Here is a 25,145-nt window from a genome sequence, read left to right as displayed (position 1 = left end):
ATGACACATACTATTGAAGATTTATCAATCGCTGCGATTAGAACACTATCCATTGATGCTATTGAAAAAGCAAATTCAGGCCATCCAGGAATGCCGATGGGGGCAGCTCCTATGGCATTTTCACTTTGGACGAAGCATATGAACATTAATCCAAGCAATCCTGCATGGTTTAACCGTGATCGTTTCGTCCTTTCAGCAGGCCATGGATCGATGTTGTTATATAGCTTATTACATCTAAGCGGCTATGGTTTAACAATTGACGATCTTAAAAATTTTCGTCAATGGGGGAGCAGAACCCCTGGACATCCAGAATTTGGTCATACTGCTGGTGTGGACGCAACAACTGGTCCACTTGGCCAAGGTATTGCGATGGCAGTCGGAATGGCAATGGCTGAACGTCATTTAGCAGGTACCTACAATAAGGAATCTTTCAATGTAGTTGATCATTATACATACAGTATTTGTGGTGATGGGGACTTAATGGAAGGTGTATCAGCTGAGGCGGCATCTTTTGCCGGCCATTTACAGCTTGGAAAGTTAGTTGTTTTATATGATTCAAATGATATTTCACTTGATGGTGATTTAGATCGTTCTTTCTCTGAAAGTGTTGAAAAACGCTTTGATTCATATGGCTGGCAATATATCAGAGTTGAAGACGGTAATAATCTGGAAGAAATATCTAAGGCACTTGCTGAGGCAAAAGCCAATCAGAACCGCCCAACCTTAATTGAAGTGAAAACAACGATTGGCTATGGTTCGCCAAATAGAGCTGGAACATCTGGTGTGCATGGTGCACCACTTGGAGCAGACGAGGCGAAACTTACGAAGGAAGCTTATAACTGGACGTTCGAACAGGATTTTCATGTTCCGGATGAAGTATATTCTCATTTCCGTACGTCTATCTATGAGCCTGGTGAAAAGAAAGAACAAGAATGGAATGAGTTGTTTGCACACTATAAATCACAATATCCTGAGCTTGGCAAACAACTTGATGCAGCTATTTTGGGTAAACTTCCAGAAGGTTGGGAAAATCACCTGCCTAAATATGAAGAAGGCAAAAGCTTAGCATCACGTGCGTCATCTGGTGAAACCTTAAATGCAATCGCAAACCACGTACCACAATTTTTTGGTGGCTCAGCTGACTTAGCAGGCTCAAACAATACCATGATCAAAGGTGCTGGGGACTTTACTCCAAATGATTACAGCGGACGCAACATTTGGTTTGGTGTTCGTGAGTTTGCAATGGGTGCTGCGTTAAATGGTATGGCATTACATGGTGGGGTTAGAGTATACGGTGGAACATTCTTTGTATTCTCTGATTACTTACGTCCTGCAATCCGACTAGCTGCTTTGATGAAACTGCCAGTAACTTATGTGTTTACACATGACAGTATTGCCGTTGGTGAAGATGGTCCAACCCATGAGCCGGTTGAACAGTTACCTGCATTACGTGCAATGCCTGGCCTGGGTGTTATCCGTCCAGCTGATGGAAATGAAACAGCGGCTGCATGGAGACTAGCAATGGAATCAACTGACAAACCGACAACCTTGGTTCTTACTCGTCAAAACCTACCAACTATTGCCGGTACAATTGATAAGGCCTATGAAGGCGTGAAAAAAGGTGCGTATGTCATTTCAGAGGCTCAAAATAATAACCCTGAGGGCCTATTATTAGCATCAGGTTCAGAAGTGGGCCTTGCCGTCGAAGCGCAAAAGGCACTTGCTAGCGAGAACATTCATGTTTCTGTTATCAGTATGCCTTCATGGGATCGCTTTGAAGAGCAGTCTGCGGAATATAAAAATACAGTTATCCCTAAGTCTGTTAAGAAACGCCTTGGAATCGAAATGGCGTCATCACTAGGATGGGAACGCTACACTGGTGACGAAGGTGAAGTAGTAGCGATTAATCAGTTTGGTGCATCTGCACCAGGTACGAAAATTATGAAAGAATATGGCTTTACAGTAGAAAATGTTGTTGATAGAATGAAGGTAATATTAAAAAAATAGAAACATTAAAGAAAAATCTTTTATTATGAATTTTCCTATAGATTTAGTTGTAGTTCTCTTACATGGCATTTCTTATTCGATTCAATTGCTGAATTCGTGTTTATTCGACAAAAATAGTGTTTCATTTTTCCGGTTTCAGACAATAAATTCTCAAGTAGTCCACTATAATAAGGGTAAAGTGGTGAAAATTGGGGGCGGAGAAATGAGGCAGTATCAAATTTATTTAATTGAAGAAGAGTTTGCCAGTCATTATTTCGGTCGTGAATCTAAAATTTATCAGCTTTTTCTCGAATATGAAAAGATGAGCTGTGAGAAAAAGGCACTGTTACGTCAGCAAATTGACTTTGTAACAAGACCAATCCCTTCATTGAAAATTCATCAAATCCTAGAAGCATATTTGACAAAACGTGTAGATTATACTATGCAACGAAATGTCCATGCCCTACAAATAAGAAATCTTCAAAGTGAAGCACAGCTAGTGGTTCATGATCGATATATACTTTTAGAGGCTTCGGGAAGTTTTGAAGCGGAGACCATGTTTTTTGAGATTTTAAGAAAGTACGATTCCTGTTTTTTAGCAATGGATTTTACAGCCAATCGTTACGGATGGTTAAATCCAATAAAGGAAAGGAAGTTCGTATAGGTAAATTCGCCTTATTTAGCTAAAAATAAAAAAATAGACGGTATAATATAGAGAAAAAACAAAACAAATATTGTATAATTACAAAGGGTCTAGTACACTGTAATGTAGACAACATGAAGGAGGAAATAGTATGTGGGTACCTATTCTAGTTGGTATTCTAGCACTTCTTGCTGGAGTAGCACTAGGATTTTTCATTGCACGTAGATACATGATGAGCTACTTGAAGAAAAATCCGCCAATTAATGAGCAAATGCTTAAAGTGATGATGATGCAAATGGGAATGAAACCATCCCAAAAAAAGATCAATCAGATGCTAAAAGCAATGAACGGACAAACCAAATAATTTGTTTGGACAGGCACTCACTGGAGTGTCTTTTATTTTGTCAAATAGTACGGTGGAATCGCAATCTTTTACAAAAATTGCAAAACAGATATCGATATTGATGGGAAATCTATCAAAAACTTTAAAGATGAGGAACTACGAAAACATATTGGTCTAGTATTGCTGGACCATTTTTATTTGTAGGTACGGTAAAAGATTATATTCGATTGTTTAAAGAAAGTCTAACAGATTTAGGATATCGAAAGTGCTGCAAAGTTCAAGTAGGTTAATTCTTTCATTTAAAAACTGCCGAACGAGTATAACCATGAGGGTGTTGAAAGAAGGTACTAACTCCAAATTGGTCATTCAGAGGGAATAGAGACTGTTGTAGGTTAATAAATACGCTCGTGCCAAGGGTTTCTCTAGAAAATGCTTCCATAAAGAAAAAGCCTATTAGGAATTTGAGAGGCTTTTTTCTCTATACATTGCATAATTAGTGTATTGGTTTAATAACATATCCAATTCTTGGCTATATTTTATAGTAACAGATGCACTAAGTCCGTTTTTTAAGACTATATCAATAGGTTCAGCTCTTTTCTTTTCTATTGTTGAAAGCATATCATCTTTTGACACAGTAGCTTGTCCTCTCCTATGTATGTCTATGTTCGTAATTATAACGTAGTTTGGTAATTAATTCAAAGGAAAAAAGTTGGTAAATAATCCGAAAGGGAAATTTATTGGGGAGGTGATTATCCTATGCTTTAGGGCAGTAAGAGCCCTACCTCAATTTTTAAGTAAATAATAAATTATTTAAGTGTTCTAGTAGAAATAGGGTCCTTACACATCTGAATATCTAATTAGATGCCACAAAATTGTAACAATAACACATGCATTTATTGGGTGATTTTGATAAAATAGATTATGATTGTTGTTATTAGGGAGGGAGATGTTACCCAATGGCTGATATAAATTTATTGTTAGCATTTGGTGCAGGTTTTTTATCATTTATCTCTCCATGCTGCTTACCTTTATATCCTGCTTTTTTATCATATATAACTGGTGTGTCGGTTGGAGAAATAAAGTCTGAAAATGCAATGCTTCAAAAACGAAGTATATTACACACCATTTTCTTTTTATTAGGTTTTTCACTTATATTTGTCATGTTAGGCTTTGGAACATCGTTTGTTGGCAGATTCTTTTATGGTTATCAAGACTTAATAAGACAAATAGGTGCATTACTAATCATTTTCTTTGGGTTTGTAATCATCGGAGCGTTATCACCAAAATTTTTAATGAAGGATCGAAAGTTTGAATTTAAAAACAGACCAGCAGGTTTCCTTGGCTCTTCCTTAATAGGCATGGCTTTTGCAGCAGGTTGGACACCTTGTACAGGGCCGATTTTGGCATCTGTTATTGCTTTAGCTGCTTCTAATCCAAGTTCCGGTGTGGTCTATATGATTGCATATTCACTCGGATTTTCAATTCCGTTCTTTATTCTTTCATTGTTCATTGGAAAATTGCAATGGATAAGAAGAAATAATGTTAAAATTGTAAAAATCGGTGGATATATTATGATCGTTATGGGGATTGTCTTATTCTTTGATTGGATGACAAAAATCATAATTTACTTGACACCTTTATTTGGGGGGTTCACTGGATTTTAAATATACTATATAGATATGATCCTTATACTTGTCTCTAATTCCATTATTGTAGGAGTATTGGACTATTTTGCTATATCTCTCTTCGAATTTTTGATATAATTTGTATACATAATATTGAATCGTTTTTGTAGGTCTTGAGGAGGTAAGGATATGGCAAAAATACTTGTTGTAGATGATGCGAAATTTATGCGCTTAACACTATCAAATATATTGGATAAAGCTAACCATGAAATTATCGGTGTAGCTGAAAATGGTAAAGAGGCTATTGAACTATACCGAAAGTTAAACCCGGACCTTGTAACAATGGATATAACAATGCCAGAAATGAATGGATTAGACGCTGTAAAAGGTATTAAAAAGGAATTTCCGAATGCGACTATTATTATGTGCTCCGCAATGGGACAACAAAAGATGGTCGTAGAGGCAATTGAAGCAGGCGCAAAGGACTTTATAGTTAAGCCCTTTGATGAGGGAAGAGTACTTGATGCTATTAACCGTGTACTTAGTTAAGCCCATTCATACCATTTAAGACTTTCTTTTCTTAAATGGTTTTTTATTTCTCTCTTTTCCTATATTATAAGGTTATGTCATTATATTATCATAAGGGATTGATTTGATTGGTTATAGCATCATCTGTGGTTGCGGTTATTATGGCAATCCTTGTAATATTTGTCAGAATTAGAGCATCTAAAAGACCCACAACGGCAAGAAAAATAATTTTACCTCCAATTTTTATGAGTACGGGGGCGTTAATGTTTTTACACCCGATGTTTCGCGTGACACCTTTGGAAGTAATAGAGGCATTGTTAGTCGGTTTACTCTTTTCTCTTTTCCTAATTAAGACTTCAAATTTTGAAATAAAGGAAAATGAAATTTACTTAAAAAGGTCTAAAGCATTCATTTTTATATTACTAGGTCTACTAATTATCCGGATTATTCTTAAATCAGTCTTAAGTACAACTATTGATGTTGGTGAACTGAGTGGGATGTTTTGGATTCTAGCATTTGGTATGATTGTCCCTTGGAGAATTGCGATGTTCTATCGGTTTAAAAAGCTTGAAACAGAAATTCAATTGAACTAAAAAGAACTCGGTAACTATATTCCGGGTTCTTTTTTTAAGATAATAAAGTAAAAGTTTATACTAAGTTTTAGTGTCTAGCTCCGGGCGCCACCCGGCTCTATGGTATAAGCCAATCCCTTCCCGAAGGCAAAAAACGCCTTCAGTCAGGGCTCGTCTTATGCTTGTCGCCGAAAGGCGGGCGCCCTGCGCTTTTCTTATGCGTGCTGTTATTTCTATTATTGAAATAATTGTTTATATGGTGACACATCAATACTCTTTTCTTTTAATGTTTTTAATAGGAATTTGTGATCTCGTTTTGGTGTAGCAATAATATAGCCTCTTACAACTAGGTCTTGGGTAATGGCGGCTGCTTTTTCTTTGAGAGCAAGCTCCCCGATTGTTCCTGCGATTTTTTGGCGAGCTATATCTCTGAAAAGTTCAGGGACTGGCTTGACTAAATCCTCTAAAAGCTCTTTTTGATCATCTGACCATAGATTTATTGTCTTACCTAGGTAATACTCCTGCCAATCTAATTCTGATTTGCCATCTTCTTTTGGGAGCCTTTTTAAAAACTTTCGAAACATAAAAAATCCACCAATGGACATCATTGTAGCTAGAAAAACAATCCAAAATAATATGAACCATAAAAACCAACCTGTTAACATCTATCTATTCACCTCTAAAATACTTGTCACTATTATTCCATTATAGCCCATCTTATCAAGTAGATAAAATATAAAATATTTTATAAAGATAGTCTTTAACACGAGGCAGGCTGATCTATTTATTAAATAGTCGAAATGCTGTTACTATCCATCTTCATTTTTGTAGGTAAAGGTAGGTACTTTATCAGAATCACAGGGTAGAGCATATTTCTGTTTATATTTCTCTGGTCCTTTTTCCGTAATGATAATAACATCATTTTTATAAAGGGACTGTTTAAAACTGGTCGATGATTGTTAAAAGGTGTCGAAACAAAACGATGCTATTTTTAATACAAAAATTATTTTTTAGAACGAAAAATTCAATACTATTTCCGGACTAGTTTAAAGTTGGCAAAAAAAACTCCCATATTCAGCTATATCCCGCTATTTTCATGCTTGAGGAAGGATTAAACGAACTTATCTACCGATGATAACGCTTACACTTACAAATTGAGCCATATCCATATGACATGTTTAAAAGCCCTTGATTAAGAAAATCAACATGCTACTATAAAGTAGACATTGTTCGAAATGAGAACAAAATACGAACGTAAATAGGAGAGGTCATATGATAAAAAATAAAACGATTGCTTTTTTAGGAGCAGGTTCAATGGCAGAAGCTATGATTGCTGGAATCGTAAACGCGAAAAAAATCTCTCAGGATCAAATCATTGTTACAAATAAAAGCAACAGACAACGCATAACTGAACTTGAAATGAAATATGGAATAAAAGGAATGTCAAGAGAGGAGATGGACTTTAAAAATATTGACATTTTTATTCTCGCTATGAAACCAAAGGATGCAGAGGTCGCATTACATTCAATTAAAGATCAATTAAAACCAGAGCAGCTTGTTATTTCGGTTTTAGCTGGAATATCTACGGCGTTTATGGAGTATAACCTTAAAGAAGGACAACAGGTAGTTAGAGTGATGCCGAATACTTCTAGTATGATTGGGGAGTCTGCCACAGCAATATCTAAGGGCAAGTATACAGCGAAGAGTAAACTTGAAGATGCGAAAGAACTGTTAAGTTGTATTGGAGAAGTTTACGTCATAAAAGAAGATAAAATGGATATATTTACAGGTATCGCTGGAAGTGGCCCAGCTTACTTTTACTATTTAATGGAACATATTGAAAAGGCTGGTAAAGAGGCAGGATTAGATGTTGAAATGTCACGTAAAATTGCATCACAAACCATTCTTGGGGCAGCAAAGATGGTTATGGAAAATGATGAAACACCAGCTGAACTAAGAGAGAATGTTACGTCTCCAAATGGTACAACAGCAGCCGGATTAGACGCACTGGCTAGTTATGGGGGAGGAAAAGCAATAGCTCAAGCCGTAAAGCATGCAGCACAACGCTCAAAAGAAATAAGTGCACAATTAAAAAACAAATCAATTGTATTAAATTAATTGTTTCTGATAACTTGACTAAGTAATTTGGCTAAAAACATGAGATAAACCTACCAAGGAGTGATAGGATGTCATCTGACACCGCGAGTAATCGTATAGTTGTAAAAATAGGTAGTAGTTCATTAACTAGCTTACATGGGGAAGTAAGTCGAAGAAAGCTTGAAAAGTTAGTTGATGAAATAGTTCAATTAAAGGATGCTGGTCATGAAGTGCTTGTTGTTTCCTCGGGAGCAGTTGCAGCTGGCTATCGTAAGTTAGGGTGCCTAGAAAGACCTAGTTCTTTACCTGAAAAACAAGCCGCTGCGTCGATTGGGCAAGGGCTTTTAATGGAAGCATACTCAGAACTTCTATTATCCCACGGATACGTTGCTTCGCAAATATTAATTACAAGAAGTGATTTTTCAAATGAAACTCGTTATAACAATGTCAGAAATACACTTAATGTCTTGTTAGAGCGGGGAATTATTCCAATTGTCAATGAAAATGATACGGTTACAATTGACCGTTTGAAATTTGGAGATAACGATACCCTTTCTGCTAAAGTAGCAGGCTTAGTTGAGGCAGATAAGCTTATCATCCTTTCAGATATAGATGGACTCTATAATGCGGATCCTAGGGAAAACCCTGATGCCAAATTACTAGAGAGAGTCCACAAAATAACTCCATCAATTGAAGAAGCAGCAGGGGATTCTGGAAGTGCGGTGGGCACAGGTGGAATGCGTTCAAAAATTGATGCAGTTAAAATAGCGATGGCATCAGGTATTTCAACGTTTCTTGGAAAAGCAGGGACAAAGGATATATTAGTTGACGCTGTAAACCAAAGTGCTAAAGGAACTTATTTTATTCCAATGGATGACATGATCAATCTTAACCAGAAAAAGCAATGGATTGCATTTAACTCTGGGCCAGAAGGTGAAATCTTAATTACAGAAGAGGCAAGAACCTCAATTATTGAGAATGAAAAAAGTCTTTTCCCTACTGGTGTTTATGGCGTTAACGGCAATTTTAAAAAAGGTTCAGTCGTGAAAATTTTAGATAAAGAAGGAAAGTCTATCGGTCTTGGTGTAATCAAGTATTCTTCTGAACAGTTGAGACAGTTTTTTAAACAGAGAGAACAGCATGATGAGAAAAATGGCCAACTAGCAGTAGTTGATAATAACGATTTAGTATGTAACCTAGAGCTTTTGGTACCAGTAGGATTATAATTTTAAAGGGGGAATTGGATGAGTTTAGTAAAAGAAAACCATAAAGTAAATGTAGAGCAACAAGCAATTCAGGCAAAAATGGCGGCTAAAATACTAAGTGCTTTAACAACAGAGGAGAAAAATGAAGCATTGACTAGTTTAGCCGATAAGCTTGAAAGTAAATATGAAGTAATTTTACAAGCAAATGAAGTTGATTTACAGAATGGTCGTGAGCAAAACTTTGAAGAAGCATTTATGGATCGTCTTTCACTTACAAAGGAACGAATAGTTGATTTTGCCCAAGGACTACGTGATGTTGTAAAACTTGATGATCCAACAGGTGATATTATGACTAATTGGACATTAGAAAATGGCTTAAAAGTAGAAGAAGTGCGTGTCCCGCTTGGTGTAATAGGGATGATTTACGAGGCGAGACCAAATGTGACAGTTGATGCAACTGGTCTTGCTTTAAAGTCAGGAAATGCGATTATCCTAAAGGGAGGATCGTCTGCAATAACGACCAATAAGGTTATCGTAGATGTAATTCATGAAGGCCTTGCAGAAACCAAAATTCCTAAAGAAGCAGTTCAGTTTATCGCAAGTACTGATCGGGAAGCAACGAAACAGCTATTCACAATGAAAAAACATATCGATGTATTAATTCCCCGTGGTGGTGCATCTTTAATTAATGCAGTTGTTAATAATGCGACAGTACCGGTTTTAGAGACCGGTGTCGGGAATTGTCATATTTATATCGATCGAGAAGCAGATGTAGATAAAGCATTATCCATTTTAGTTAATGCTAAAACAGATCGCCCTGCGGTTTGTAATGCTGCTGAAACAGTTATCATCCATCAAGACTGGTTCACGAACAATCATCCAGCCCTATTATCTACATTTAATGATCATGGCATTGCCATTCATGGGGATGAAAGAGTATTGGCTGCAATACCTGGTGCTTCATTGGCTCAGGAGAAAGATTGGGCAAATGAATATTTAAGCCTGGATATAGCAGTTAAAATTGTAGATCATCTTGATGAAGCAATTGATCACATTGACATTTATGGAACAAAACATTCAGAAGCTATCATTACAGAAAATAATGACGCAGCTAAAACATTCATGAGATTCGTGGATGCAGCAGCACTATACCATAATGCCTCAACCCGATTCACAGACGGAGGAGCACTTGGGTTTGGTGCGGAAATCGGAATTTCTACTCAAAAGCTACATGCTCGTGGACCGATGGGCTTACCAGCATTAACAACTAGAAAATACCTAATGTCTGGTAATGGACAAATTAGATAAAAGAAAAAACCAAGTCACTCGGCTTGGTTTTTTTAAAAGAAAGGAAAGTATAAAAATTTGTACCTAGTTTTAGAGTCTGGCTCTGGGCGCACTGCGCTTTTCTTTACACAAATATTTTTTACAAATTCTTTAATTTGTAATAAAATTTTGGTGATTTAAAATTTTTAAATGATTGAAGGGGGTAATTATTATTTTTAAGAAGACGATTGATCCACGTGTTTCTGAAACAGATGGGGCAGGCCATATTAATAATACAACAATTCCAGTTTGGTTTGAGTCTGGAAGGGATGAGATTTTTAGGCTTTTTACACCTTCCTTATCTTTCTCGGATTGGAAATGTGTCATTATAAAAATGAATGTAGAATACATAAGTCAGATCTTTTATGGAACACCAATAACTGTTTTAACATGGATCCAGAAGATAGGTAATTCCAGTTTTGAGGTGTATGAGGAGATTCATCAGGAAGATAAGCTTTGCGTAAAAGGAAGTGCAACCTACGTTAATTTTAATTTTAAAACACAAAAGTCAGAAGCTATACCAGAAGATGTAAGAGAGAAGTTACATGAACACCTAATCAAAAACTAACGAATTGCCTTTCCTCCCAGAAATACGGGGGATTTTATGTCTTACGAACACAATTGTAACGGTACACAGATGAAAAAGGAAAGATAAAGCAGTAGGAGTAGCACATAATTTGATTTAAAAATATCCAAATTAATATAGAAGGAAGAGGAAACCTTTATAAAACTATATAAGAAATGCGAGGGGAACTATATGCCAAATGTTGAGGTAATGTGTTCGATTTCTAACTGCACTTTTTATGGGGAAGGAAATGTATGTCGAGCAGAGAAAATCATGGTAGATTTAGACCGCCATTCAACATATGACGCAGAATTCGGTACTGAATTAGGGTATAAAGATCATCAGGATGAAGCAGAAAAGTCTGCTGAAACATGCTGTAGAACATTTAAACCGAAGGAATAAGCGAAAAGGTAAAGTGGTCAATAAACCACTTTACCTTTTGCCACTACTCAATTTAATTTGTTATCACGTTCCTGAGGCTTTGACAATAAAAAGAATAATAAACACACTTAAAGAAAAGTTTGAAAGTGAACTACTCCGCTGTCTTCCAGACATACAAATCTTCTATTTGACAATTTAATTCTTTAGAAATCGTCATGGCTGTATTCACATTCATAACTTTTTTAGACATATAGTCGTTTAGTTGACTTTTGGGAATTTGTGTATTCTTTTCCAAAGCTTCTATGTTTGTATTGTTTTTTAATAATATTTCTTTTAGATTACTCTTTTTTGCTGTATATTTTGTCAAAATGGCACCTCGCTTTTTTTAATAGTATAACATAGATGAATGGTAATTCAAACAATCTAAGGAAACGGTTTACAATTCTAAGGACTAGTTAACCTAAGAAAAGTGCAGGGAACCTTGAGCTAGGCACCAAAAACAGGTTAAAATACTATTCGCAAAAGAAAAGCTACTAAAAACTTTGCTAGTAAGAATAGCTCATATTTTAGATTGCTTTCCTTTTAATTTCATGTTATTCTAATAAAGGATTATTTTTGTTTGTTCGGCATGTTTAGATTAAAAAGTTCTCATGGCTTTTCAGCTGGATATATTAAATGAGCAAGAATAGTAATACAAAGTGGATAACTACCACAATAGGAGGCAATACAATGGAAACAGGTACAGTGAAATGGTTTAACGCAGAAAAAGGTTTTGGATTCATCGAACGTCAAGGTGGAGAAGATGTATTCGTACATTTCTCAGCTATCCAAGGCGAAGGTTTCAAATCACTTGAAGAAGGCCAAGCAGTAACATTTGATGTTGAGCAAGGTCAACGTGGTGCTCAAGCTGCTAACGTGCGTAAAGCATAATTAATAGCAATTTCAAAGACAGGCTCTTCCTAGTGCCTGTCTTTTTTAATGTATTTAAAAAGGTCAGGTTTGTTAAATATTATTCACAAGATTCGTGGTAAGTGGAATAACAAAGTCTTCTAGACTCGTTTATGTAAATAAACGAATTCTTTGTTAGCGCCTTTCGTAGTGTACGGGAGTTCAAGCGTGTGTCTTTTTCTTCACTTATCCAATAAGGTAAACACATAAATCTAAAAAGTGATCTAGAGAAAAATTCTAGATCACCTTTTATTGTAGATAGTACATTGTTAAAATGGAGACCCGCTTCTAAAGGTCCGTTTATGAACGACGAACATCAAACCAATCAATTAAATGTTGAAGTCGCTCTAAGCGGTGCTTAGGGTTGCCTGAACGTGACAGATCATGGTTTTCATCAGGAAAGCGAACTAGCTTAGTATCTACACCTAAACGCTTTAGTGCGATATACCATTGCTCTGCTTGCTCCATTGGACAACGTAAATCTTGCTCACTGTGTAATATTAATGTAGGTGTTTTTACATTACGTGCATAGTGGATAGGAGATAGCTTTAATAGCTTCTCGACATCATCCCATAAATCTGCATGACCATGCTGCCATTCGGTAAAGAAGAAACCAATATCACTTGTTCCATAAAAACTATGCCAGTTACAAATGCTTCGTTGCGTAACAGCAGCCTTAAAACGGTCTGTACGTGTGACGATTACATTGGTCATGTACCCACCATAGCTGCCTCCAGTTACAAATAATTGGTCTTTATCGATGTAGTCAAATGTGTCTAAAGAGTAATCTACTCCAGCCATGATATCTTCATAATCCATCCCGCCGTAATCGCCGATAACAGCATTTACGAATTCATGTCCATAGCCGTGGCTTCCTCTTGGGTTTGTATAAAGAACAACATAACCCTTTGCAGCCATTAATTGCATTTCATGATGAAGGCCATTTCCATATGCAGTAGCTGGGCCTCCGTGTATTTGAAGGATCATAGGATATTTGGTTCCATCTTCGTACCCGTAAGGCTTTAAAATCCAACCTTCAATATTCTGTCCATCTGTACTCTTATAGTGGAAATTCTCAGGAACACTTAAATGGACCTCATCATATAAACCTTGATTCCAAGTAGTAAGTGCCTCTCGGTGTTCTAGATTATTCAAATTTTGAATAACTAGATCTCCAGTTGATTGAGAAGTAGCAAGAACAAGAACCGCTTTTTCCTCACTTACAATATCAAAGGAAGTAACAGATGCTTGTGCAGATGATAACGCAGGTGAAACCTCTCCTTGAAGGTCTACCTTAAATAACTGACAGTCTCCACCAACAGTAGCAATAAAATAAAGGTAAGAACTAGTAGAATCCCAAATAAGTCGATGATCAGCAGTATCAAATTTAGCGTCGACGCCAACTAAGTTTCCAACCGTGTAATCAAAGTCCTCCGTTAAATTTTTCAACTTACCTGTTTCAATAGAAATAAGAAGGACATTTGCATTACCTTGACTTCTTTCACCACGAGTATGACCAGCAACTGCTAACCATTTGCCGTCAGAAGATAGAGAAGGTGACATGATATTCCCATTAGCTTGATAAAATAGGGCTTCTCCTTTTGTGGCTAAATCGTATTTCCAAATAGCAGAAAGATAACCCCATTCTTTATCTTCTGATTTTGTTCCAATATAAAATAGGTTTTTTCCATCTGCAGAAAAACGTGGCTGAGAAAAATCATGTTCCCCCTCAGTTACTTTTGTAAAGTTCTTTGTATCTAAATCAAATAAATAAATATGCTTTCGGTCATCATTTAAAATGCCAATTCCGTCCATTTTATAACGAAGTCTAGTAATCACCTTAACATCGCTTTTTTCTTCTTTTTTCTCTTCTTCTTTATCAGAGTTTAGCTTTAACTCACCATTAATGACTAGAGCTAACTGTTTTCCATCTGGAGACCAAACAAAATCACCAACACCTTGTTTTACATCTGTTAATTGGATTGCTTCACCACCATCTGTATGTAAAAGCCAGACTTGATTTTTTCCAGTACGGTTAGAACGGAAGGCAATTGTTTTCCCATCAGGTGACCATTTTGGAGCTACATCCTTCACTAAGCTTTCCTTTGAATAATGTGATGTAAACTGTCTTCCTTCGTCTTTCATATCAGTTACATAAACATAAGAATAGTAGCCATCCTTTTCTTTATCTACATGGGTTAAAATATAGGCTGCTTTATCTTTGTTAGGAGAAACCTGTGGGTCTCCAACAAATTTAAACTTACATAAATCTTCCGCTGTAATTGGTCGTTTCGTCATTTTCACATTCCTCCATAAGTTTAAAAACTATGAATCTATCTTATCATTTCGAATATCGAAATAAAATACAATTTTTCTTTTTATTCAGTTTCTTCACGACATACCGTCAATTTAAATATAAATGAACGAACATGGTAGCATCCCGAATACATGATGAGTCATGATAAAGAAAAAAAGCTTAACCAATTATAGTTAAGCTTCTCTTGATTATCTTAGGAATATACTCTCTAAGTTTAGACGATACTTTTAACGAATGTGACCGTAAATTTAATATTATTATCAGCAATTTGTAAAATTTGGCGGGACTGCGTGGGAATCGAACCCACCTGAGACGGCACGCGCCTCACATGCGGTTTTGAAGACCGAGACAAGCACCAGCTTTGCAATCAGCCCCGTATTTTATGTGCATTTATAATTATACAAGCACTTCTCCATAGATACAAGTATTAAGTATAGAGCTTCCTCCTTGAATATCCTCTAAATACCCGTTAAAGTATTTTAAAAGGGTGCATAATATAAACTGATTCTTTATATATAGAAAGTAAGCAGGTGATTTGATGGAGAAACGTTATTTTACAATTGGAATGGCAGGGCATATTGATCATGGGAAAACATCTTTAACAAAGGCTCTTACAAGTGTAGACACAGATCGTTTAAAAGAGGAGAAAGAACGGCAAATCTCGATTGAACTGGGGTTTGCTCCTTTACATATTGATGATACAATGGCTATTTCGGTTATTGATGTACCTGGTCATGAACGATTTATTAGGCAGATGATTGCAGGTGTTGCGGGGATAGATCTTGTAATTTTGGTTGTCGCAGCAGACGAGGGAGTCATGCCACAAACAAAAGAACATCTAGAAATTCTCTCGTTTCTAGGTGTGAAACGCGGAATTGTTGCCATTAGTAAGATTGAAAAAGTAGACCAGGATTTTACTGAACTTGTACGGGAAGAGATTTCGGAGCAATTAGTAGGGACTGTATTTGAGAATGCCGAAATGGTTTTAGTAGATAGTATTTCGCAGGTTGGAATAGTAGAATTAAAAAATACTATAAAAAATCAACTACAGCAACTAGAAGCACGTAATTCCTCGGGCAGCTTTAGATTACCAATTGACCAAGTATTTACGGTTAAGGGTCAGGGGACCGTGGTAAGAGGTACAGTGTATGAAGGGTCTGTTCAGGATGGTGACCATTTAACGATTCTACCATCATTAATTGAAACCAAGGCAAGGCAGCTTCAAATACATCAACAATCGACAAATAGTGCGAATGCCGGACAACGTGTTGCCGTCAACCTTTCAGGTATTAACACAAATGACGTAAAACGAGGAGACGTACTCGTTTCTTCAAAGCATTATGTTGTTACAGAAACAATTGATGTGACGATTAAATTTGTATCTGATTTGGATCATGTAGTTAAGCAACGCGGCTTAATTAAGTGTCATATCGGTACGTCAGAAGTGCTTGGAAAAATCGTCTTCTTTGACCGTAATGAAGTTGAAGGTGAAACGGAAGAAGTATTATGTCAACTACGACTTGAAGAACCAATTGTTACGAAACGGGGAGACCGCCTTATTATCAGAAGACCTTCACCAACCGAGACAATTGCAGGAGGATGGGTTATTGACCCTCACGGAAAAAAATATAGATTTGGTGAAAAAACTATCGAAATGCTTACTCAAAAAAGAGAAGGGACTCCGCTTGACCGAATGCTGGATGCGTTTCATCAACATAAAGAACTATTAAAAGCTGAGCTTATGAAAGTAACTTCCCTTGATGAGTACACTATCGCAGAGCTCCTGAATGAAGAAAAATTTATAAAACTTAGAGCTGGTTACTATACTCATAATAGTATTATAAACGAATTACGTAAGAAAGTGATTTCTTTAATAGAGGAATACCATACTAACAATCCTTTACGGTTAGGAATGAATAAGGCAGAAATCAATCAAGAGCTTTCTCGGACCTATCCAAAAAATGTAGTGGAACACACACTAGATTTAATGCTAGAAGATAAAACGGTTAAAAAAGAGGGTCAATTCATATCAGCAGTAAACTTTAAACCTACCTTTCCAAAACAATGGGCTAAACGAATGGAGCAGCTTATTCTTTCAATTGAAGAAGATCAGTTACATGTTAAACCCTGGGATGAGTATACATCATTAGTTGGTTTACCTGAAAAAGAAGCGGGGGAACTCAAGTGGTTCCTTCTCACTACAAATCAAGTTTATCAACTAGATGATAAACTTGTCGTGAATGGTGCAGTGATTTGGAATGCAATTAATCGGTTAAAGGAACATACAGAAACAGGGTTTGAATTAAAAGATGCCAAAGAGATTCTTAGTGTTTCGAGGAAATATTTAGTGCCCTTACTAGAACTTTTTGATACTTTGAGGGTTACTAAAAGGGAAGATAATAAAAGGTTTTGGGTTAAAACATAAATGTATACTTCAAGCAAGTTAGTGATATTGATGAATAAGGTTTAAATATTTTGAGAAATTATAATGCCTATACTACAATATTAATAGTCCAAAGAATATACTGGGCAAAATTCTTTAAATAGGGGGAGTTCAACTTGAAAAATTATAAAATACATGTTGAATTTTGCATGCAGTGAAACTACGCTCCAAAAGCCGCGAGTTTCGCGGAAGCATTATTTAACCATTTCAGACCTGACATCTCTACTTTAGAACTTATTCCAAGTTCTGGTGGCGCATTTGAAGTTACGGTGAACGGAGAAAAGCTTTACTCTAAATTAGAAGTTGGAAAATTTCCACAGGCCGATGAAATGATATCACAAATTGAACAAATGTAATGAGTGTATTTGCCCTGCCCAAGCAGGGCTTTATTACTTTATTTTTATGGTTTTTACCGGTGTCTTTCGTTTTCCCTCTTTGTTTACTATAACCTCTACTATTCCTTTTTCATAAGTTGCTTCTATTACCTTGTAACTTAAAGGGAAGGGTAATGTGATTTGTCTTTCATAGATAGTTGGAGGATGATCACTATTTTGTGGATGTGACTTTGCTTGTATAATAATATCTGACCCATCAATTTCAACAGAAACTTGGTCCTTTTTAAACGTACTTAATTCTGCCTCAATAATAAATGCACTGTCAGTTTCAAATAAATCAACTCTAAATTGATATTCATCTAAATAATTAGTAAAAGGATCATTGAAAAATTGCTGCAGCCAATCCTCTATGCCATTGATGTCATGCGCTTTAGAATGTTCCTTCTTATCCATCAACTTAACCTCCAAGCAAATTACTATACTTATCATATTCAAGTTGTTTACATACGTGCTTTAAGGGTGAGGATGGTATAATAAAGTAAATATCACAAGGTGTGGAGGATTTCAGCGTGAAAGAGGCAGTAAGACATTTACCACCAATACATGAATTGCAAAATGACGATAGATTTCAAAACCTAATTATCTCATACAGCTTATCGGCTGAGCTATTAACAGAGCTGATCCAAGAGCATATACAAAGGATAAGAAACGAGCTTTTAAAGGGAATATATAAAGATTTGAATCCATCTAAAGAAGTGATAATGGATGACCTATTTAATGATGTAGAAAAAGCATGTGGGAAATTTAATGAAACCTATTTACGTCAAGTGATAAATGCAACGGGAACAGTGTTACATACCAATTTAGGACGAGCAAGATTAAGTGAAGAAGCCATTTCTCAAGTTGTAAATGTTGCAAGAAGCTATTCTAATCTTGAATATAATCTAGAAAAAGGAACCCGTGGCTCCAGGCATGATATCATTGAAGATTTGCTTATAAAGGTAACAGGTGCAGAGGCGGCAATGGTTGTTAATAATAATGCTGCAGCTGTTTACTTTATTCTTCGAGCTTTTGCAAACAATAAAAATGTTATTGTTTCTCGTGGTCAACTTATTGAAATTGGAGGCTCTTTTAGAATATCGTCCATTATGGAAGAAAGCGGGGCTAATTTGATAGAAGTTGGAACGACAAATAAGACACATCTTTATGACTATGAAAATGCTGTTGATGAAAATACTGCTATGATTATGAAAATACACACTAGTAACTTTAAAACGATTGGTTTTACTAAATCAGTAGAGACAAAGGAATTAGTTGAGCTTTGCAATGATAAAGAGCAAGTTATTTTTTATGAGGATTTAGGAAGCGGTGTGTTATTCGATTATAAACAGTACTCGGTGGGTGACGAACCAGTCGTTGCTGAGGTCCTTCAACATGGAGCAGACCTTGTTTCTTTTAGTGGCGATAAACTCTTAGGGGGCCCCCAAGCGGGTATTATTGCAGGTAAAAAAGCTTTAATTGATAAATTAAAAAAACACCAGCTAGCTAGAGTACTGCGCGTCGATAAAATGACCTTTGCCGCATTAGAAGCAACCTTACAGGCTTACCTACGTGGTGGTGAATATGCTAAAACCATTCCAGCAATAAGGGATATCACTGATACCAAAGGCGAAATTAAGGTGCGTGCTCAAAAATTCGTCGGATTACTAAATCAGGTAACCTCTTATTATGATATTGCGATACTAGAAGATTTTTCTCAGGTTGGAGGAGGGACAATGCCAGATGTTGTTCTGCCAACGTATGTCGTTGCAATTAGGCCTCAATCAATAACTGTTGAAGAGTTAGCATCGAAGTTAAGGCAGACTAGTCCGGCCGTTATTGCGAGAGTGAAAAACGACATGTTGTTATTAGATTTTCGTACAATTACAGAAGAGGAGATTCAGGTTTTAGTTTCCATTTTCAAAGATCAATTCTAAAAAGCCGCATAATTGCGGCTTTTTACAACTATCTATTTTTTACATATCATGGCCTTGATTGTGCTTTTGTCTTGTATGGTTACGGTTTTTTACCTTTTTTGAACCACTTAGAGGCTCTGGTTGTCCAGGATTATGACCTTTTGGAGCATTTTTTCGAATATCCTTAAATGTATTCTTTTCAGCCATTTGTTATCCCTCCTTTACCAATAGGATGATATAATTGATTATTTTTATTCGAAAACAAATCGAATGTTTTATCAGGTTTTAGGAAAGCTAGTAAATGAAGTTTTACACCGAGAAGGAGTTGACACTATTGCCATATAGCAAAGATAAACAACAAGCTTTTCAAGCTGCACAACAAGGTACCCACCAAGCAAAGGACATTTATGAAAATATTGTAAAAGATGACCCTGATTATGGCGTACATCTGAAACGCCTAAAAAATGAAGTAAATGAAGCTGTGCAACAAATTACTAATGCGCTAGAGGTTGCATCTGATACACAACGTGACCAACTACAGCAATTTCAAGATGATTTACAATCGATTGTATCTGATATTAATAATGAGTAGTGTATATAAAGTAAAAACCCGCGAATGGCGGGTTTTAATATTGTCGTTTATTGATTTTTCTTACGTTTTTTATTATTTTGGCGCTGCTCTGCTGTAAGAGGTTCATTTGAAAATTCTTCGTTATAGCCAGTACCTATACCTTGTGCTTTCGCAGCATTCATTCCAGGAATAACATGGTTTGCTTTTCTTTTAGCCATATTAATCACCTCCATAAGGTAGTTTTAGTTAAACTACCATAAAAAATGTATGGTTAAATATAAGGACGCAAATTAAGAACTAAAATAAGAAAAACTTATTACAACCAATAACTTTCTTGTTATTTACTTATGTATATCAATGTATTAATATATTCACGTAGGATATTTTTCGAAAAAGGTTATTTTTCGACATTTTGTTGAAATTATACTACTATATTCATGAGGGGGTAATACATATGGCAAAACAAGATGTTTTTAATGCGCGTTCATCATTCCAGGTGAATGGCAAAACTTATAATTACTATAACTTACAGGCTCTTGAAAACGCTAATCTTGGAAAGGTTTCTCGTTTACCTTATTCAATCAAGGTTTTACTAGAATCTGTATTGCGTCAAGTTGACGGCAGAGTCATTACAAAAGAGCATGTTGAAAATTTAGCAAAATGGGGAACTGATGAACTTAAAGAGGTAGATGTTCCTTTTAAACCATCTCGTGTAATTCTACAAGATTTTACAGGAGTTCCAGCTGTAGTTGATTTAGCTTCTTTACGTAAAGCAATGGCTGATATTGGTGGAGACCCTGATAAAATTAACCCAGAAATTCCAGTTGATCTAGTAATCGACCACTCAGTACAAGTTGATAGAGCTGGTTCTGCTGATTCATTAGCATTTAATATGGATTTAGAATTTGAAAGAAATGCTGAACGTTATAAATTCCTAAGCTGGGCACAAAAATCATTTGATAACTACCGTGCAGTTCCACCTGCAACAGGTATCGTGCACCAAGTTAACCTTGAGTACTTGGCAAATGTTGTTCATGCTGTTGAAGGCGAAAATGGTGAATTTGAAACATTCCCAGATACGCTAGTGGGTACTGACTCACATACTACGATGATCAATGGTATCGGGGTACTTGGATGGGGTGTTGGTGGTATTGAAGCAGAAGCAGGAATGCTTGGACAACCATCATATTTCCCAGTCCCAGAAGTTATCGGTGTAAAATTAACTGGTGCACTTCCAAATGGAACAACTGCAACTGACCTCGCACTTAAAGTGACGCAAGTATTACGTCAACAAGGTGTTGTTGGTAAGTTCGTTGAGTTCTTTGGACCTGGTGTTCCTCAATTACCACTTGCAGACCGTGCGACAATCTCAAACATGGCTCCTGAATATGGTGCTACCTGTGGATTCTTCCCAGTTGATGGAGAAGCATTAGAATACCTTCGTTTAACTGGCCGTGATGAAGAGCAAGTTAAAGTAGTTGAAGAGTACTCTAAAGCAAATGGTTTATTCTATACTCCTGATCTTGAAGATCCAATCTTCACGAAGGTAGTAGAAATTGATCTATCTGAAATTGAAGCGAATCTTTCTGGACCCAAACGTCCTCAAGATTTAATCCCTCTTTCAGCAATGAAAGAATCATTTACGACTGCACTTACTACTACAGGTAACCAAGGCTTTGGTTTAACTGCAGATGATATTAATAAAGAAATCACTGTTACATTTAACAATGGTGACGAAACGAATATGAGGACTGGTGCAATAGCGATTGCTGCAATCACTAGCTGTACAAATACATCTAACCCTTATGTAATGTTAGGGGCAGGACTTGTTGCGAAAAAAGCAGTTGAAAAAGGCTTACAAGTACCTAAATATGTTAAAACATCTTTAGCACCAGGATCAAAAGTTGTTACAGGTTATTTAGAAGATGCAAAACTTCTTCCATTCCTAGAGCAACTTGGTTTTAACACAGTTGGATATGGTTGTACTACATGTATCGGTAACTCTGGTCCGTTATTGGATGAGATTGAAAAAGCTGTTGCTGAAAATGACCTATTAGTGACATCAGTACTTTCAGGTAACCGTAACTTTGAAGGTCGTATTCACCCGCTAGTTAAAGGTAACTACCTTGCTTCACCACCATTAGTAGTGGCATATGCACTAGCTGGAACAGTAGACATCGATCTACAAAACGATTCTTTAGGGAAAGATAAAGATGGAAACGATGTATTTTTCAGCGATATCTGGCCTTCAATGGAGGAAGTAAAAGAGGCTGTTAAAACGACAGTAACTCCAGAGCTATTCCGTAGAGAATATGAGACTGTATTTGATGACAATGCTCGTTGGAATGCAATCGAAACAAATGAAGATGCTCTTTATACATTTGATGATGATTCAACTTACATTGCAAACCCACCATTCTTTGAAGAATTATCAGCTGAACCAGGCGAAGTAAAACCGTTAAGTGGTTTACGAGTTGTAGGTAAATTTGGAGATTCTGTAACAACAGACCACATTTCTCCTGCAGGTTCAATCGGAAAAGATACTCCGGCTGGCCGTTACTTACAAGAGCGTGGAGTGTCACCTCGTGACTTTAACTCATATGGTTCACGTCGTGGTCACCACGAAGTTATGATGCGTGGAACTTTCGCGAATATCCGTATCAAAAACCAAATTGCACCAGGTACTGAAGGTGGTTACACTACACACTGGCCAACTGGTGAAGTAACCTCTATCTATGATGCTTGTATGAAATATAAACAGGATAACACTGGTCTAGTTGTTATTGCTGGAAATGACTACGGTATGGGAAGTTCTCGTGACTGGGCAGCAAAAGGAACTAACCTATTAGGAATCAAAACTGTTATTGCCCAAAGCTTTGAGCGTATCCACAGAAGTAACCTTGTATTAATGGGTGTTTTACCACTTCAATTTAAACAAGGTGAAAGTGCTGAAAGCTTAGGATTATCAGGTAAAGAAACAATCGAAGTTGCAGTTGATGAGACTGTTAAACCTCGTGACTTTGTTAAGGTTACTGCTACAGACGAAGCAGGAAACAAAAAAGAATTTGAAGTACTTGTTCGTTTTGATAGTGAAGTTGAAATTGATTACTATCGTCATGGCGGTATCCTGCAAATGGTCCTACGTGACAAACTTAAAGCATAAACTTAGCATAAAAGCGAAAAGGCAGGATTGTGATTGTTCACAATCCTGCCTTTTTTATTGTTTAGGAATTTATAAAATTGTAAGGTTGTGTATAACTTCGTATCTCTGTCTATCTACGTCTAGCTCCAGGCGCCATCGGACCTGAGGTCATAAGCCAATCCCTTTCCTAAGGTAAAAAACGTCTTCAGTCAGGGCTCATCTTATGCTTGCCTTTTCACAGGATGTGCCGATGTCGATGTTCCTCGAGAACGTTCGCCCTGCGTCTTTCTTATAAATTTAAATTAATTTTCACAAAGTTGTAATAATTACATCGTTTTTTGGGAATTATTAATATTACAATAGTTGATAAAGGGGTGATAATTTTGAGAAAAATCAGAAAGCAATCATTTGAAGAGCTTGTATTGGAGAATAAAAAACAATTATTAAAAGACCAAGACGCAATGGATAAAATAGAAGCTAAAATTGAACGAAGAATGCTTGGTAAAGCTGAATAAAGGGAAGATTTTTTTACCAATTTACTTTATACATGAAGGATATCCTCTCTGGTGATAATGTAAGGGAGGAGGAGATATTTCATGTCAAATCAAAAAAATCAATATAACCAGTTCAAAAATAATACAATAGGTACTCAATCTCGCGGGTTTGGTGGAAACAAAGGTAAGCAAATGCAAGATAAATCGGGGCACCACCCACAAGTGATTCAAACTAAAGGTGAATAGTTTCAATTTTAAGAGGACGTCTTGTACGTCCTTTTTTAAAGGAAAGAAAGTATAAAATTTTCACCTGGTTTTTTGTGTCTAGCTCCGGGCGCCACCCGGCTCTATGGTATAAGCCAAGCCCTTCCCGAAGGCAAAAAACGCCTTCAGTCAGGGCTCGTCTTATGCTTGTCGCCAAAAAGGCGGTCTCCCTGCGCTTTTCTTATCTAAAACATTAAACTCATAATTTACTTCTTTTGAAGCACAATATTTATGTACTATAACGTTTCTAGAGGAGGATTTACTCATGACAAACAATAGGCCTAAACCAGATGATCGTAGTGATAACGTAGAAAAACTCCAAGACATGGTGCAAAACACGATTGAGAACATCGAAGAATCCCAAGAAACAATCCAATTTGCTTCTGGAGAGGAAAAAACTGCAATTGAGGCAAAGAATCATCGTCGTGAAGAAAGTATTGAAGCAATGAGAAGCGAAATCCAGGATGAAGCAAGTGACCGTCAAAGCGGAAATATATAAAAAGTTAGACCAGACTTTAAAAGTTTGGTCTTTTATAATGTAAACAAATCGTTAATTATTGTCCAATATGATACGATAAGAAAATATTATTGTATTATCAAATTCAGAGAAACAAAAGATATTGTTATAGGGGGATCGCATCATGTTAATTAGTAAAAAAGAGATTGAAGTACGTTATGCTGAAACGGATCAAATGGGAGTTGTTTATCATGGTAATTACCTAGTATGGATGGAACTAGGTCGAACACAGCTTATTAAGGATTTAGGTTTTAGCTATGCTGCGATGGAAGAGGGAGGGATTATTTCTCCTGTTATAGATATTCAGGTTTCCTATAAAAAACCGTTACGGTACGGGGACATAGCAAAGGTTACTACATGGATTGAACATTATGATGGATTACGTGTTATTTACGGTTATGAAATAGTAACTCCAAATGACGAGGCTGCTGTGGTTGCAACATCTACGCATGTATGTGTGAAAAAGGGTTCGTTTCGACCAATTCAAATTCGAAAGCTTTATCCTGATTGGCATGCAGCTTATGAGAATGCTAAAAAAACGGGTGTGGAATAATGGCATTTGGTATAAAGAAAAGCGAACTAGAGTCCTGGAAACAAGAGGTTTTATTAGGCCGCATTTCTTTTTTGACACACTATTGGTTCGATCCACGTTTTCCCGATTGTAAAACCGTTACAAAGGTAGGTTGTTCTAATATAGAGAGATTGGTTAGCTGGGGTGAAAAATACGGGTTAAAGCCAGAATGGATGCACGTAAGAGATACATACCCTCATTTTGATTTGCTCGGGGATAGACAAAAAGAAATTCTATTGGCAGAAGGTTTATCTGACCATTTACGGCGTTTTAATTTGGATTTACAAAAATAAAAAGTGATTCCTCAGGCTAGGGAA

At 36.5% G+C, this 25,145-nt stretch carries 29 protein-coding genes and 1 tRNA gene; 22 read left to right on the top strand and 8 right to left on the bottom strand.

From position 1 onward, the window contains the following. The 3 genes from tkt to PY093_RS15210 form a co-directional block, all read left to right on the top strand. The coding region (gene tkt, locus PY093_RS15220) for a transketolase (RefSeq protein ID WP_275646709.1) at positions 1–2,007 on the top strand (2,007 nt) is incomplete at its 5' end. A gap of 202 nt (positions 2,008–2,209) precedes the next feature. Next, complete coding sequence (gene sirA, locus PY093_RS15215; protein ID WP_275646708.1) at positions 2,210–2,650, top strand: sporulation inhibitor of replication protein SirA; 441 nt, start codon at positions 2,210–2,212, stop codon at positions 2,648–2,650. Between the two features lie 130 nt (positions 2,651–2,780). Beyond that, positions 2,781–2,993, top strand: coding sequence for a YneF family protein (locus PY093_RS15210; RefSeq protein WP_275646707.1), 213 nt, complete (start codon positions 2,781–2,783; stop codon positions 2,991–2,993). Positions 2,994–3,425: 432 nt separating this feature from the next. Here PY093_RS15210 and PY093_RS15205 read toward each other — a convergent pair whose 3' ends face one another. Beyond that, entirely contained in the window at positions 3,426–3,605 is a 180-nt protein-coding gene (locus PY093_RS15205) for an aspartyl-phosphate phosphatase Spo0E family protein (RefSeq protein ID WP_275646706.1), read from the bottom strand. A 323-nt stretch (positions 3,606–3,928) separates the two neighbouring features. Between PY093_RS15205 and PY093_RS15200 the strand changes: the two genes are divergently transcribed. The 3 genes from PY093_RS15200 to PY093_RS15190 all read left to right on the top strand — a co-directional run bounded on the left by PY093_RS15200 (position 3,929) and on the right by PY093_RS15190 (position 5,718). Then, on the top strand, positions 3,929–4,636 hold the full coding sequence (locus PY093_RS15200) for a cytochrome c biogenesis CcdA family protein (protein ID WP_275646705.1): 708 nt from the start codon (positions 3,929–3,931) through the stop codon (positions 4,634–4,636). 150 nt (positions 4,637–4,786) lie between these two features. After that, positions 4,787–5,146 carry a response regulator gene (locus PY093_RS15195; RefSeq protein WP_275646704.1) on the top strand — a complete coding sequence of 120 codons (360 nt, stop codon included), beginning with the start codon at positions 4,787–4,789 and terminating at the stop codon, positions 5,144–5,146. A 140-nt stretch (positions 5,147–5,286) separates the two neighbouring features. Further along, positions 5,287–5,718 (top strand): CcdC family protein, encoded by a 432-nt coding sequence (locus PY093_RS15190; protein ID WP_481769307.1) that lies wholly within the window; start codon positions 5,287–5,289, stop codon positions 5,716–5,718. A 215-nt stretch (positions 5,719–5,933) separates the two neighbouring features. Here PY093_RS15190 and PY093_RS15185 read toward each other — a convergent pair whose 3' ends face one another. Beyond that, positions 5,934–6,362, bottom strand: coding sequence for a DUF2621 domain-containing protein (locus PY093_RS15185; RefSeq protein WP_275646702.1), 429 nt, complete (start codon positions 6,360–6,362; stop codon positions 5,934–5,936). Positions 6,363–6,969: 607 nt separating this feature from the next. Between PY093_RS15185 and proC the strand changes: the two genes are divergently transcribed. From proC to PY093_RS15160, 5 genes are all read left to right on the top strand, one after another. Next, positions 6,970–7,815: a pyrroline-5-carboxylate reductase gene (gene proC, locus PY093_RS15180; protein WP_275646701.1), complete on the top strand. Its 846-nt coding sequence runs from the start codon at positions 6,970–6,972 to the stop codon at positions 7,813–7,815. Between the two features lie 68 nt (positions 7,816–7,883). Continuing rightward, entirely contained in the window at positions 7,884–9,020 is a 1,137-nt protein-coding gene (gene proB, locus PY093_RS15175) for a glutamate 5-kinase (RefSeq protein ID WP_275646700.1), read from the top strand. 18 nt (positions 9,021–9,038) lie between these two features. Beyond that, the gene (locus PY093_RS15170; protein ID WP_275646699.1) at positions 9,039–10,307 is read left to right on the top strand and encodes a glutamate-5-semialdehyde dehydrogenase; all 1,269 of its coding nucleotides are present in this window, start codon (positions 9,039–9,041) and stop codon (positions 10,305–10,307) included. A gap of 190 nt (positions 10,308–10,497) precedes the next feature. Beyond that, a complete protein-coding gene (locus tag PY093_RS15165) occupies positions 10,498–10,893 on the top strand; it encodes an acyl-CoA thioesterase (protein WP_275646711.1) in 396 nt (131 codons plus the stop codon). Between the two features lie 189 nt (positions 10,894–11,082). Further along, positions 11,083–11,292, top strand: a complete 210-nt coding sequence (locus PY093_RS15160; protein ID WP_275646698.1) for a DUF1540 domain-containing protein — start codon at positions 11,083–11,085, stop codon at positions 11,290–11,292. A gap of 130 nt (positions 11,293–11,422) precedes the next feature. Here the strand turns inward: PY093_RS15160 and PY093_RS15155 are convergent, their stop codons facing one another. Continuing rightward, positions 11,423–11,638 (bottom strand): helix-turn-helix domain-containing protein, encoded by a 216-nt coding sequence (locus tag PY093_RS15155; RefSeq protein WP_275646697.1) that lies wholly within the window; start codon positions 11,636–11,638, stop codon positions 11,423–11,425. Positions 11,639–12,000: 362 nt separating this feature from the next. Between PY093_RS15155 and PY093_RS15150 the strand changes: the two genes are divergently transcribed. After that, positions 12,001–12,201 carry a cold-shock protein gene (locus PY093_RS15150; RefSeq protein WP_275646696.1) on the top strand — a complete coding sequence of 67 codons (201 nt, stop codon included), beginning with the start codon at positions 12,001–12,003 and terminating at the stop codon, positions 12,199–12,201. 318 nt (positions 12,202–12,519) lie between these two features. Here PY093_RS15150 and PY093_RS15145 read toward each other — a convergent pair whose 3' ends face one another. After that, the gene (locus tag PY093_RS15145; RefSeq protein WP_275646695.1) at positions 12,520–14,517 is read right to left on the bottom strand and encodes a S9 family peptidase; all 1,998 of its coding nucleotides are present in this window, start codon (positions 14,515–14,517) and stop codon (positions 12,520–12,522) included. Between the two features lie 297 nt (positions 14,518–14,814). After that, positions 14,815–14,911 (bottom strand) — tRNA-Sec (locus PY093_RS15140). A gap of 163 nt (positions 14,912–15,074) precedes the next feature. Here PY093_RS15140 and selB point away from each other — a divergent pair. Together selB and PY093_RS21295 are read left to right on the top strand one after the other, a co-directional pair. After that, positions 15,075–16,961 carry a selenocysteine-specific translation elongation factor gene (gene selB / locus PY093_RS15135; protein ID WP_275646694.1) on the top strand — a complete coding sequence of 629 codons (1,887 nt, stop codon included), beginning with the start codon at positions 15,075–15,077 and terminating at the stop codon, positions 16,959–16,961. A gap of 167 nt (positions 16,962–17,128) precedes the next feature. Continuing rightward, positions 17,129–17,335 carry an Rdx family protein gene (locus PY093_RS21295; RefSeq protein ID WP_345774243.1) on the top strand — a complete coding sequence of 69 codons (207 nt, stop codon included), beginning with the start codon at positions 17,129–17,131 and terminating at the stop codon, positions 17,333–17,335. Positions 17,336–17,368: 33 nt separating this feature from the next. Here PY093_RS21295 and PY093_RS15130 read toward each other — a convergent pair whose 3' ends face one another. After that, the gene (locus PY093_RS15130) at positions 17,369–17,767 is read right to left on the bottom strand and encodes an Hsp20/alpha crystallin family protein (RefSeq protein ID WP_275646693.1); all 399 of its coding nucleotides are present in this window, start codon (positions 17,765–17,767) and stop codon (positions 17,369–17,371) included. Between the two features lie 116 nt (positions 17,768–17,883). Between PY093_RS15130 and selA the strand changes: the two genes are divergently transcribed. After that, positions 17,884–19,290: an L-seryl-tRNA(Sec) selenium transferase gene (gene selA / locus PY093_RS15125; RefSeq protein WP_275646692.1), complete on the top strand. Its 1,407-nt coding sequence runs from the start codon at positions 17,884–17,886 to the stop codon at positions 19,288–19,290. A 39-nt stretch (positions 19,291–19,329) separates the two neighbouring features. Here selA and PY093_RS15120 read toward each other — a convergent pair whose 3' ends face one another. Continuing rightward, the gene (locus PY093_RS15120; protein ID WP_275646691.1) at positions 19,330–19,476 is read right to left on the bottom strand and encodes a small acid-soluble spore protein P; all 147 of its coding nucleotides are present in this window, start codon (positions 19,474–19,476) and stop codon (positions 19,330–19,332) included. Positions 19,477–19,603: 127 nt separating this feature from the next. Here PY093_RS15120 and PY093_RS15115 point away from each other — a divergent pair, with 127 nt between their 5' ends. Further along, positions 19,604–19,861, top strand: a complete 258-nt coding sequence (locus PY093_RS15115) for a hypothetical protein (protein WP_275646690.1) — start codon at positions 19,604–19,606, stop codon at positions 19,859–19,861. A gap of 47 nt (positions 19,862–19,908) precedes the next feature. On the opposite strand, the gene sspO is transcribed toward PY093_RS15115, so the two are convergent. Beyond that, positions 19,909–20,058, bottom strand: a complete 150-nt coding sequence (gene sspO / locus PY093_RS15110; protein ID WP_275646689.1) for a small acid-soluble spore protein O — start codon at positions 20,056–20,058, stop codon at positions 19,909–19,911. A gap of 236 nt (positions 20,059–20,294) precedes the next feature. Between sspO and acnA the strand changes: the two genes are divergently transcribed. The 6 genes from acnA (at position 20,295) to PY093_RS15080 (ending at position 25,121) form a co-directional block, all read left to right on the top strand. Next, entirely contained in the window at positions 20,295–23,003 is a 2,709-nt protein-coding gene (gene acnA, locus PY093_RS15105) for an aconitate hydratase AcnA (RefSeq protein WP_275646688.1), read from the top strand. Between the two features lie 362 nt (positions 23,004–23,365). After that, positions 23,366–23,497: an FbpB family small basic protein gene (locus PY093_RS15100; protein ID WP_275646687.1), complete on the top strand. Its 132-nt coding sequence runs from the start codon at positions 23,366–23,368 to the stop codon at positions 23,495–23,497. An 81-nt stretch (positions 23,498–23,578) separates the two neighbouring features. Beyond that, positions 23,579–23,722: an acid-soluble spore protein N gene (locus PY093_RS15095; RefSeq protein ID WP_275646686.1), complete on the top strand. Its 144-nt coding sequence runs from the start codon at positions 23,579–23,581 to the stop codon at positions 23,720–23,722. Positions 23,723–24,005: 283 nt separating this feature from the next. Further along, positions 24,006–24,239, top strand: a complete 234-nt coding sequence (tlp, locus tag PY093_RS15090) for a small acid-soluble spore protein Tlp (protein WP_275646685.1) — start codon at positions 24,006–24,008, stop codon at positions 24,237–24,239. 142 nt (positions 24,240–24,381) lie between these two features. After that, positions 24,382–24,810 (top strand): acyl-CoA thioesterase, encoded by a 429-nt coding sequence (locus tag PY093_RS15085; RefSeq protein WP_275646684.1) that lies wholly within the window; start codon positions 24,382–24,384, stop codon positions 24,808–24,810. After that, positions 24,810–25,121, top strand: coding sequence for a hypothetical protein (locus PY093_RS15080; RefSeq protein ID WP_275646683.1), 312 nt, complete (start codon positions 24,810–24,812; stop codon positions 25,119–25,121). The genes PY093_RS15085 and PY093_RS15080 overlap by 1 nt, the downstream gene beginning before the upstream one ends. Positions 25,122–25,145: the final 24 nt, after the last annotated feature.

The sequence above is a fragment of the Cytobacillus sp. S13-E01 genome (assembly GCF_029193815.1).
GTDB lineage: Bacteria > Bacillota > Bacilli > Bacillales > Bacillaceae_L > Bacillus_BV.
The sequence above is the reverse complement of the archived record's forward strand: the minus strand, read 5'-3'. Positions and strand labels throughout refer to the sequence as shown.

Coding starts and splice junctions, on each gene's coding strand:
- sirA (WP_275646708.1), top strand. CDS start 2,210: ATGAGGCAGTATCAAATTTATTTAATTGAAGAAGAGTTTGCCAGTCAT.
- PY093_RS15210 (WP_275646707.1), top strand. CDS start 2,781: ATGTGGGTACCTATTCTAGTTGGTATTCTAGCACTTCTTGCTGGAGTA.
- PY093_RS15200 (WP_275646705.1), top strand. CDS start 3,929: ATGGCTGATATAAATTTATTGTTAGCATTTGGTGCAGGTTTTTTATCA.
- PY093_RS15195 (WP_275646704.1), top strand. CDS start 4,787: ATGGCAAAAATACTTGTTGTAGATGATGCGAAATTTATGCGCTTAACA.
- PY093_RS15190 (WP_481769307.1), top strand. CDS start 5,287: ATGGCAATCCTTGTAATATTTGTCAGAATTAGAGCATCTAAAAGACCC.
- PY093_RS15185 (WP_275646702.1), bottom strand. CDS start 6,362: ATGTTAACAGGTTGGTTTTTATGGTTCATATTATTTTGGATTGTTTTT.
- proC (WP_275646701.1), top strand. CDS start 6,970: ATGATAAAAAATAAAACGATTGCTTTTTTAGGAGCAGGTTCAATGGCA.
- proB (WP_275646700.1), top strand. CDS start 7,884: ATGTCATCTGACACCGCGAGTAATCGTATAGTTGTAAAAATAGGTAGT.
- PY093_RS15170 (WP_275646699.1), top strand. CDS start 9,039: ATGAGTTTAGTAAAAGAAAACCATAAAGTAAATGTAGAGCAACAAGCA.
- PY093_RS15160 (WP_275646698.1), top strand. CDS start 11,083: ATGCCAAATGTTGAGGTAATGTGTTCGATTTCTAACTGCACTTTTTAT.
- PY093_RS15150 (WP_275646696.1), top strand. CDS start 12,001: ATGGAAACAGGTACAGTGAAATGGTTTAACGCAGAAAAAGGTTTTGGA.
- PY093_RS15145 (WP_275646695.1), bottom strand. CDS start 14,517: ATGACGAAACGACCAATTACAGCGGAAGATTTATGTAAGTTTAAATTT.
- selB (WP_275646694.1), top strand. CDS start 15,075: ATGGAGAAACGTTATTTTACAATTGGAATGGCAGGGCATATTGATCAT.
- PY093_RS15130 (WP_275646693.1), bottom strand. CDS start 17,767: ATGGATAAGAAGGAACATTCTAAAGCGCATGACATCAATGGCATAGAG.
- PY093_RS15120 (WP_275646691.1), bottom strand. CDS start 19,476: ATGGCTGAAAAGAATACATTTAAGGATATTCGAAAAAATGCTCCAAAA.
- sspO (WP_275646689.1), bottom strand. CDS start 20,058: ATGGCTAAAAGAAAAGCAAACCATGTTATTCCTGGAATGAATGCTGCG.
- acnA (WP_275646688.1), top strand. CDS start 20,295: ATGGCAAAACAAGATGTTTTTAATGCGCGTTCATCATTCCAGGTGAAT.
- PY093_RS15095 (WP_275646686.1), top strand. CDS start 23,579: ATGTCAAATCAAAAAAATCAATATAACCAGTTCAAAAATAATACAATA.
- tlp (WP_275646685.1), top strand. CDS start 24,006: ATGACAAACAATAGGCCTAAACCAGATGATCGTAGTGATAACGTAGAA.
- PY093_RS15085 (WP_275646684.1), top strand. CDS start 24,382: ATGTTAATTAGTAAAAAAGAGATTGAAGTACGTTATGCTGAAACGGAT.
- PY093_RS15080 (WP_275646683.1), top strand. CDS start 24,810: ATGGCATTTGGTATAAAGAAAAGCGAACTAGAGTCCTGGAAACAAGAG.